This window comes from Nocardia higoensis NBRC 100133, from assembly GCF_000308595.1.
GTDB lineage: Bacteria > Actinomycetota > Actinomycetes > Mycobacteriales > Mycobacteriaceae > Nocardia > Nocardia higoensis.
Genome location: NZ_BAGA01000084.1, coordinates 1 through 9,251, shown reverse-complemented (window position 1 = coordinate 9,251; position 9,251 = coordinate 1). Strand labels below are relative to the sequence as shown.

The window sequence follows — 9,251 nt, the reverse complement described above, 5'->3', positions numbered from 1 at the left end:
AGGACCAGTCGGGCCGCCCGCTGATAGCTGTCGAGTTCGAGCGGATCGATGCGCTGGGCGTGGATCATCGTGCGCCCCTCGCCGTCGCGGCCCGCACCTCGAGCTTGCGATTGTTCAGGTGCAGCAGACCGCGGGCGGTGCGCACCACCGTCGGCTCCGGGTGTTCGGACACGGTGAGAGTGACGCCGCTGTCGCTGCCGGTGGTACCCGCGACCCGGCCGCTGACCGGCACCCAGGCCGTCGACGCCGCGTCCAGCAGGCGCAGCAGCATCTCGGTCTCCCGCTCGTCGAGGACACGGTCGTGCACATCGGCTTCGGCCAGCGAGCGCGCGGCCTCGGCGCGGGCGCGCTGAGCAGCCAGCTGCGCCTCCCGCAGCCTGCGCACGCTCGCCTGATCGCGCTGGATGCGGCCGGGGGCCGCCGCGGCGGGCGGGCGGCCGGTCTCGGCGAGTGTGCGCGAGATCTCCAGCGGCGGCGCCTCCCACCAGGACCGGCTCGGCGGGACCAGTTCCGCGTCGGGATGTTCCATCGCCAGATGCCGGGGACGGCCGAGGCCGAAGACCGCGTCGAAGAGGGCGTGGGCGCTCTCGGTGGTCGGCGCTGCGGTGAACCAGGCCGCCAGGTGCCGCAGCGCCGACTCGCGGCTCACGCCGCCGCGCCTGGTCTCGGTGACCCGGCGCAGCAGCGCCAGCACCGCGGCGATGGCGCTCATGGTGGCCTCGCGCAACCGCTCGGCCTCGGTTCCCGCGCCGAATCCGTCCGGGGATCCGTCGGCGGCGGGCACGAACCAGCCGCGCAGTCCCCGCCAGCGGGCGCGCCAGTCGGCCTCGCGATCGGCCGTGCTCAGCAGCACCCGCTCGTCGCAGCGCGCCGCCCGCTCGAGCAGAGCCTCGACACCGGTCTCTTCGACGGCAGCGATACCCGCCGCCAGGCGCGGCGCGAAACGTGCGAGATCCATGCCGAATTCGCGCATGTGGGCCAGCAGCGTGTCCTTGTGCGCCAGAAAGGATTCCGGAGTGACCTCGGTGGTGCGCAGCAGATCGCCCAGCGACAGGTAGAAATGCGCGGCGCGCCCGGCCAGATCCGACAGCGCCGTGTCCAGTCTGCGCAGGGTCCGGTAGACGCGCTCGGCGTCCCCGGCGCGATTGGCCGCGGCGAGCGCGTCGAGATCGGCCAGCAGTTCCGGCAATACCAGCCGCGACAGCGAGGCCTCCTCGCCGCGCGCGTCGAGCACATCGGCGACCGCGCGATAGGCCTGGAATCCGGGCTGGGTGAACTGGTAGACGTAATGCCGGTTGCGGTACTCGGCCAGGGTCGCCGCCCGGGTGCCGTCGTAACTGCGCTGCAGCACACCCCAGCGATGCAGCTGATCCAGCAGCGGCGCCGCCTCGGCGGCGGTCAACTTCCCGCCGCCGGACCGGATCAACCATTCCGCGACATCGTCGGCGTGCAGCAACACCACATAGGCCGCGCGGGCGCTGTCGAAGGCACGCAGCACCCGCAGGTAGTCCCCGCGCTTGTCCGCCGTCGAGAAGGAGAACAGTCGCAGCCGCCGGTCCACATCGTCGCCGCCGAGCCGGTCATCGGAATCGGTCACCGGCAACAGGGTAGTAGCGGGCCGATCGCCACCCACATCACCGGCGGGGGTTCGGCGTGGCCGGATCCGGTTACGGGCTGTTCGCCGCCGGTGCGGTCCCGGCATGACGGCGGCCCGGACACCGGTTCGGCGCTGCGGTGGGTGTCCGGGCCGTGGCGGGCAGGTGCCTCAGGCCTCCGCGGAGATGGCGCGCAGCTGGTCGAGGTAGGACTTGGTGCGCGGATCGCCGGGATAGTGCTCGGCCATCTCCCTGGCGGCTTCGCCCGCGATCCACATCAGCGAAGGCAGCGAGCGGCGCTTGGTCGCGAAGGCCTTCATGCCCTCGTCGATCGATCGCTCCAGATCGCGGTCGCGCACGGCCACGACCGACAGCGTCAGATGCGCCTCCGACACCCGCATCGGATTGAACACGGTGCCGTCGGCCTGGGTGGATTGCCGGATCACCTGCTGGGCATAGGCTTCCGCGAGCCGGTCCTGACCGGACGCCCGGCAGCAGTCCATGGCGTAGAAGTCGAACTTCTGCGGATCGACCACGAAATGGTTGTCCAGATTGGCCGGATGGTCGAGGCTGTCCAAGATCGCCCGGCCGATGCTCAGCGACTTGTCGACCTCGCCGACGTCGCCCAGCCGCGCGAACGCCTTCGCCCGCTGGGCGGCCAGCTGCACGCCGACGCCGATATGTCGGGTGTCCTCCAGGACCGCGTCGACCGCCTCGACAGCACCCAGGTAGTTACCCTGCGTGAGCGCGAACCAGGCCGCCATTTCCGCTGCCCAGCCGCTGATCTCGGGATTGTCGGATTCCTGGCCGAGCGACCAGGCCGCGCGCCGGGTGGCCTCGGCCGAGCTGCGCCTGCCCAGGTCGTAGTCGACGCAGCCGACCAGCAGTGCGACCCAGCCCGCCATGACGAGGATCTCGCGGTGCTGGGCCAGGGTGAGCCTGCCGTCGAGCAACGAGGTGATGCGCCGCAGCCAGGCGGTGCCCTCGGCGTGCAGTTGATACGGGTCGGCGTAGGAGTATTCGCAGCACAGACGCTCGGCGGTGATGCGGATGGCGTCGAGGGTCGACGCCGAGACGTCCGACATCCGTAGTCTGCCGATGAATTCGAGCGTGTCCATGCCGGTCGCGGACAGCAGTTCGTCGTCGCGATTCGGTCGGGCCTTGGGGAAGAAGGCCGCTGTCACGGTGTCGAAGGTGGCGGCGATGATCGGCGCGTAGAAATCGTCGGGGCGCGACTCGCCCGATTCCCAACGGCGCCAATTGCGTAGGAGGGTCGAGTCGGTCGGCAGGTTGTGCGACGTCTTCGCTCTCATCGCGCGAACGGCGTCGGCCTGGGACCACCCCCTCGCGTCACGTTCAGAGCGCATCCGGACAGCCCACACGGGTCGTTCGTCACTCGCGGTCACGGCTGTAGTATCGCACCAGTTAACCTCTGGTGCACCGGATAGGGCACGAAGATGTCCCCGGGTTGACACCTGCATTCGCAGTTTGGCGTCAGTCATTCTGAAAGAGGAGCGGACGAGTTGCCGGTCGTACAGATGCAAGTACAACTGCAAGGCCGGAAGTATGTTCGGATCGCATTGCCCCGCAGCGGGACCCGCGGGGACATGTCCACATCAGTGACAACGGCCCTGTCCAACGGAGGTTCGGGTGGAAGCGTTGATCTACGGATACTTGCGTGACGATCTCGCCGAAGGGCATCGCGAGGAAATCGAGGCCAAGATGAGCTCGCTCGCGCGCGAGGAGGGACTGTGTTTCGCGGCGACGTTCCATGAGGAGACCGGCGGCGACGGCGCGGCCTTCGTCGAGCTCACCCAGGAATTGCGCCGGGCCGACGCCCATCACGTCGTCGTGCCCTCGCTGGATCACCTTGCGGGGCAGACGATTCCACGCGACATCCTGATCGCCAAACTGGCGCAGGACGCGGCGGCCCGGGTGTGGACCATCGAGGACGCGCCGCATACCGCGGACGGTTGCGAGCCGGTGGCCGGCGCGCCCGGCGGATCGGACGCGTTGCCGAGCGGTTACCGAACCGACCGGACGGAATCTACCCCGGCCGAGTAGCCCCTCCCCGAAAACCACCCGGCGGCAGCCGAAGCCCTCGGGCCGATTCCGCGGCAGGCGACCTTCCGGCGATCGGCCGGCGACCGCCCGGCAAGGGGCCGGGCAGGGTTACAACCCGAAGCTGCCCGGACCCCGCCTGCGCAGGTACTTCTCGAACTCCGCGGCGATCGCGTCACCATCGATCTTGGCGATGGCCTCCTTCATGTCGACGGCCGCGTCTCCGCGCTCCTCGAGCGAGCGCACGTATTCGGTGATCTCCTCGTCGCCCTCGGTCATCTCACTGACGGCCGACTCCCACTCCTCGGCCTGCGTGGGCAACTCGCCCAGGGGCACCTCGATGTCGAGCACATCCTCGACTCGGTGCAGCAGGGCGATCGTCGCCTTGGGGTTCGGCGGCTGCGAGACGTAGTGCGGTACCGCGGCCCAGAACGACACCGCGGGCACGCCCGCCTTCACGCACTGGTCCTGCAGCACGCCGGTGATGCCGGTCGGTCCCTCGTAGCGGGTCTGCTCGAGGTTGAAGCGCTCGGCGGCCTCGCTGCTGTAGGCCGAGCCGGTCACCGGCACCGGACGGGTGTGCGGGGTGTCGGCCAGCAACGCGCCCAGAATCACCACGGTCTGAACGCCCAGCTGTTCGACGAACTCGAGCAGTTCGGCGCAGAAACTGCGCCAGCGCATGTTGGGCTCGATGCCGCGCAACAGAACCACGTCGCGGTCGCTGCCCGGGGGCGAGCACACCGACAGACTCGTCGCGGGCCATTGGATCTCCCTGGTCACCCCGTCCACCTGGCGGACCGTGGGCCGGTTCACCTGGTAGTCGTAGTAGTCCTCGGAGTCCAACTCGGCCAGCGGCTCGGCGTCCCAGATCAGTTCCAGATGCTCCACCGCACCACTGGCCGCGTCACCGGCATCGTTCCAGCCCTCGAAAGCGGCGATCAATACCGGATCCCGCAACGTCGGCAATTCCGAATCGGAGGTATCACTGGGGTTCACCCCGCTGAGCCTACGGCTTACTCGCAGCGACTGTGGTGCCGATTACCGGTTGCCGTGGCCGGGGAAGCAGTGGCCGGGCACACGTGCGGGGTCCGCCCGCGATACCGGCGCCCGGCTGTCGGGAGAGGCCACTAGGCTTGTACCCATGTCTGTGTCCGATTCCGCCGGGTTCGATACCTCCCTTCTCGACACGCTCCGTCGGCGTGTCGTCATCGGCGACGGTGCGATGGGCACGATGTTGCAGGCCGCCGATCTCACCCTCGACGATTTCCGCGGCCTGGAAGGCTGCAACGAGATCCTCAACGAGACCCGCCCCGACGTGCTGCGCGGCATCCACCGCGCCTACTTCGAGGCAGGCGCCGACGCCGTCGAGACCAACACCTTCGGCTGCAACCTGTCCAACCTCGGCGACTACGACATCGCCGATCGCATCCGTGATCTGTCCGAGCGCGGCACCCGGCTGGCCCGCGAGGTCGCCGACGAGATGGGGCCGAGCGCCGACGGCACCCCGCGTTACGTCCTCGGTTCGATGGGGCCGGGCACCAAGCTGCCGACCCTCGGCCACGCGCCCTACGCCGCCCTGCGCGACGCCTACGTCGAGTCCGCGCTCGGCATGCTCGACGGCGGCGCCGACGCCATCCTCATCGAGACCTGTCAGGACCTCTTGCAGGTGAAAGCGGCGGTCACCGGCAGCAGGCGCGCGATGGAGCTGGCCGGGCGGCGCATCCCGATCATCACGCACGTGACGGTGGAGACCACCGGCACCATGCTGGTCGGCAGCGAGATCGGCGCCGCGCTGACCGCGCTCGAGCCACTCGGCATCGACATGATCGGCCTGAACTGCGCGACCGGCCCGGACGAGATGAGCGAGCACCTGCGGCACCTGTCGCGGCACGCGAAGGTGCCGGTGTCGGTGATGCCCAATGCCGGCCTGCCGGTGCTCGGCGCGTCCGGTGCGGAGTACCCGCTGACCGCCGAAGAGTTGGCGGTGGCGCTGCGCGGCTTCGTCTCCGAATTCGGCCTGGCACTGGTGGGCGGCTGCTGCGGCACCACTCCCGAGCACATCCGCCAGGTGGCCGAGGCGGTGCGCGAGGTCGAGACCACGCTGCCCGCGCCCGAGCAGCGCCGTTCGCCCGCACCGGAACCCGCGGTGTCGAGCATGTACACCGCGGTGCCGTTCGAGCAGGACGCCTCGATCCTGATGATCGGCGAGCGCACCAACGCCAACGGCTCCAAGGCCTTCCGCGAGGCGATGCTGGCCCAGGACTGGCAGAAGTGCCTCGACATCGCCAAGGACCAGACCCGCGACGGCGCGCACATGCTCGACCTGTGCGTCGACTATGTCGGCCGCGACGGTGCGCAGGACATGAACGAGCTGGCCAGCCGGCTGGCCACCTCCTCCACCTTGCCGATCATGCTGGACTCGACCGAGCCGGCCGTGCTGCAGGCCGGCCTCGAGCACCTGGGCGGCCGCTGCGCGGTGAACTCGGTGAACTACGAGGACGGCGCCGGACCCGGCTCGCGGTTCCAGCAGATCATGACGCTGGTCGCCGAACACGGCGCCGCGGTGGTGGCGCTGACCATCGACGAGAACGGACAGGCACGCACCGCCGAGCACAAGGTGGAGATCGCCGAACGGCTCATCGCCGACATCACCGGCAACTGGGGTCTGGACGAGTCCGACATCATCGTCGACACCCTCACCTTCACCCTCGGCACCGGCCAGGAGGAATCGCGCCGCGACGGGCTCGAGACCATCGAGGCGATCCGCGAGCTCAAGCGCAGGCATCCCAAGGTGCAGACCACGCTCGGTCTGTCCAACATCTCCTTCGGTCTCAACCCGGCCGCCCGGCAGGTGCTGAACTCGGTGTTCATGCACGAGTGTGTCCAGGCCGGCCTGGACTCGGCGATCGTGCACGCCTCCAAGATCCTGCCGATGAGCCGCATCCCCGACGAGCAGCGCGAGACCGCGCTCGACCTCGTCTACGACCGCCGCGCCCCCGGCTACGACCCGCTGCAGAAGCTGATGGCGCTGTTCGAGGGCGTCTCGACCTCGTCGTCGAAGGCCTCGCGCGCGGAGGAGCTGGCCGCGCTGCCGCTGTTCGAACGCCTGGAGCGGCGCATCGTCGACGGCGAGAAGGCGGGCATGGACGCCGACCTCGACGAGGCCATGCGCGAGGTGCCGCCGCTGCAGATCATCAACGAAACGTTGCTGTCGGGCATGAAGACCGTCGGCGAGCTGTTCGGCTCCGGCCAGATGCAGCTGCCGTTCGTGCTGCAGTCGGCCGAGGCGATGAAGACCGCGGTGGCCTACCTGGAACCGCACATGGAGTCCACCGATGACGCGGGCAAGGGTCGCATCGTGCTGGCCACCGTCAAGGGCGATGTGCACGACATCGGCAAGAACCTGGTCGACATCATCCTGTCCAACAACGGCTACGAGGTGGTCAACCTCGGCATCAAGCAGCCGATCGGCACCATCCTCGACGCCGCGGTGGACAAGAAGGCCGACGTGATCGGCATGTCCGGCCTGCTGGTGAAGTCGACCGTGGTCATGAAGGAGAACCTCGAGGAGCTCAACTCCCGGGGCGTGGCGCAACAGTTCCCGGTCCTGCTCGGCGGCGCCGCGCTGACCCGTGCCTATGTCGAGAACGATCTCACCGAGGTCTACGAAGGCGATGTGCACTACGCGCGCGACGCCTTCGAGGGCCTGCGGCTGATGGACGAGATCATGGCGCGCAAGCGCGGTGAGGCCAAGGATCCGAACAGCCCCGAGGCCGTCGCCGAACGCGAGCGCGCCGCCGAACGCAAGGCGCGTCACGAGCGCTCCAAGCGCATCGCCGAGAAGCGCAAGGCCGCCGAGGCGCCGGTGGTGGTGCCGGAGCGTTCCGACGTGGCCGCCGACCTGCCGGTGCCGGTGCCGCCGTTCTGGGGTACCCGCGTGGTGAAGGGCCTTGCCCTGCAAGAGTATTCGGGCCTGATCGACGAGCGCGCGCTGTTCCTGGGGCAGTGGGGCCTGCGCGGGCAGCGCGGCGGTGACGGTCCCTCCTACGAGGAACTGGTGGAGACCGAGGGGCGCCCGCGCCTGCGTGCGTGGCTGGACCGGCTCTCGACCGAGGGCGTGCTCCAGCACGCGGCGGTCGTGTACGGCTACTTCCCCGCGGTGTCCGTGGGCGACGACGTGATCGTGCTCACCGAACCGGAACCCGATGCGCCGGAACGGTTCCGGTTCACCTTCCCGCGCCAGCAGCGCGACCGGTTCCTGTGCATCGCCGACTTCATCCGCTCCAGGGAGCACGCGCGCACGACGGGACAGGTCGATGTGCTGCCCTTCCAGCTGGTCACGATGGGGCAGCCGATCGCCGACTTCGCCAACGAGCTGTTCGCCGCGGACAACTACCGCGATTACCTCGAAGTCCACGGCATCGGCGTGCAGTTGACCGAGGCGCTGGCCGAGTACTGGCACCGGCGGGTGCGTGAGGAGCTGGTGCTCGACGGCCACGCGGTCGCCGAATCCGATCCCGAGGATGTGCAGGAGTACTTCAAACTGGGTTACCGTGGCGCACGGTACTCCTTCGGCTACGGCGCGTGCCCGGACCTCGAGGATCGCGCCAAGCTGGTCGAACTGCTCGAGGCGGACCGCATCGGCGTGGTCCTGTCCGAGGAACTGCAGCTGCATCCCGAGCAGTCGACCGACGCGTTCGTGCTGCTGCACCCGGAGGCCAAGTACTTCAACGCCTGAGACCCGGCGCGGGGTGGATGGATCGTTTCGGGTGGACGCTCGGGTGAGGAAGGGCACGACCAGATGACGGCGGACCGGCTGATCGCGGGACGGTACCGGCTTGCCGAGAAGGTGGGCAGCGGGGCGATGGGGGTGGTGTGGCGCGCCACCGACGAGCGGCTCGAACGTGTGGTCGCCGTCAAACAGTTGCTGCTGACCCCCGGCCTGACCGCCGAGCAGGCGCTGGATGCCAAGCAGCGGGCCATGCGTGAGGGCCGTATCGCCGCCCGGCTGCACCATCCCAACGCCATCACCGTCTTCGATGTCGCCGAGGAAGACGGCCAGCCGTGGCTGGTGATGGAGTACATGGACGCGCCGAGCCTGGCGGTCAAGATCGCCGGTGGGCACACGCTGCCGCCGCTGGAGGTCGCCGAGATCGGCGCGCAGGCCGCCTCCGCGCTGGCCGCCGCGCACGACGCCGGGATCATGCACCGCGACGTGAAGCCTGCCAATCTGCTGGTGGCCGACGACGGCACCGTCAAGCTCACCGACTTCGGAATCTCGCGTGCGGTAGGCGATGTCACGGTCACCGCGACCGGTCTGCTCGCGGGCACGCCCGCCTACCTCGCGCCGGAGGTGGCGCGCGGCGAGGACCCGCTGCCCGGCTCGGACGTGTTCGCCCTGGGCGCCACGCTCTACACCGCGGTGGAGGGCGCGCCGCCCTTCGGCGAGGGCGACAATCCGCTGGCCGTCCTGCACGCCGTCGCCCTCGGCGAGGTGCCGCCGCCGCGCAATGCCGGTCCGCTCGCGCCGGTGCTGATGAGCCTGCTGTCGGTGGACGTGCGGGCCCGGCCGACCATGCGGGAAGCGGCCCGCGC

At 69.5% G+C, this 9,251-nt stretch carries 6 protein-coding genes; 3 read left to right on the top strand and 3 right to left on the bottom strand.

Annotated elements, in window-relative coordinates; translation table 11 throughout:
- Positions 1–64: 64 nt before the first annotated feature.
- On the bottom strand, positions 65–1,549 hold the full coding sequence (locus tag ON26_RS15470; protein ID WP_040796857.1) for a TIGR02677 family protein: 1,485 nt from the start codon (positions 1,547–1,549) through the stop codon (positions 65–67).
- 216 nt (positions 1,550–1,765) lie between these two features.
- Positions 1,766–2,908, bottom strand: coding sequence for a hypothetical protein (locus tag ON26_RS15465; protein ID WP_040796855.1), 1,143 nt, complete (start codon positions 2,906–2,908; stop codon positions 1,766–1,768).
- A 337-nt stretch (positions 2,909–3,245) separates the two neighbouring features.
- Here ON26_RS15465 and ON26_RS15460 point away from each other — a divergent pair, with 337 nt between their 5' ends.
- The gene (locus ON26_RS15460; RefSeq protein WP_245545864.1) at positions 3,246–3,659 is read left to right on the top strand and encodes a hypothetical protein; all 414 of its coding nucleotides are present in this window, start codon (positions 3,246–3,248) and stop codon (positions 3,657–3,659) included.
- Between the two features lie 108 nt (positions 3,660–3,767).
- On the opposite strand, the gene ON26_RS15455 is transcribed toward ON26_RS15460, so the two are convergent.
- On the bottom strand, positions 3,768–4,652 hold the full coding sequence (locus tag ON26_RS15455) for a PAC2 family protein (RefSeq protein ID WP_040796854.1): 885 nt from the start codon (positions 4,650–4,652) through the stop codon (positions 3,768–3,770).
- Positions 4,653–4,797: 145 nt separating this feature from the next.
- Between ON26_RS15455 and metH the strand changes: the two genes are divergently transcribed.
- Both metH and ON26_RS15445 read left to right on the top strand, forming a co-directional pair.
- Positions 4,798–8,394, top strand: a complete 3,597-nt coding sequence (gene metH / locus ON26_RS15450; RefSeq protein WP_040796853.1) for a methionine synthase — start codon at positions 4,798–4,800, stop codon at positions 8,392–8,394.
- Positions 8,395–8,457: 63 nt separating this feature from the next.
- A partial coding sequence (locus ON26_RS15445) for a serine/threonine-protein kinase (RefSeq protein WP_040796852.1) occupies positions 8,458–9,251 on the top strand: 794 nt, incomplete at its 3' end.

Bases quoted from the DNA above. Each gene is read 5' to 3' on its own strand.
- ON26_RS15465 (WP_040796855.1), bottom strand. From the start codon at position 2,908: ATGAGAGCGAAGACGTCGCACAACCTGCCGACCGACTCGACCCTCCTA.
- metH (WP_040796853.1), top strand. From the start codon at position 4,798: ATGTCTGTGTCCGATTCCGCCGGGTTCGATACCTCCCTTCTCGACACG.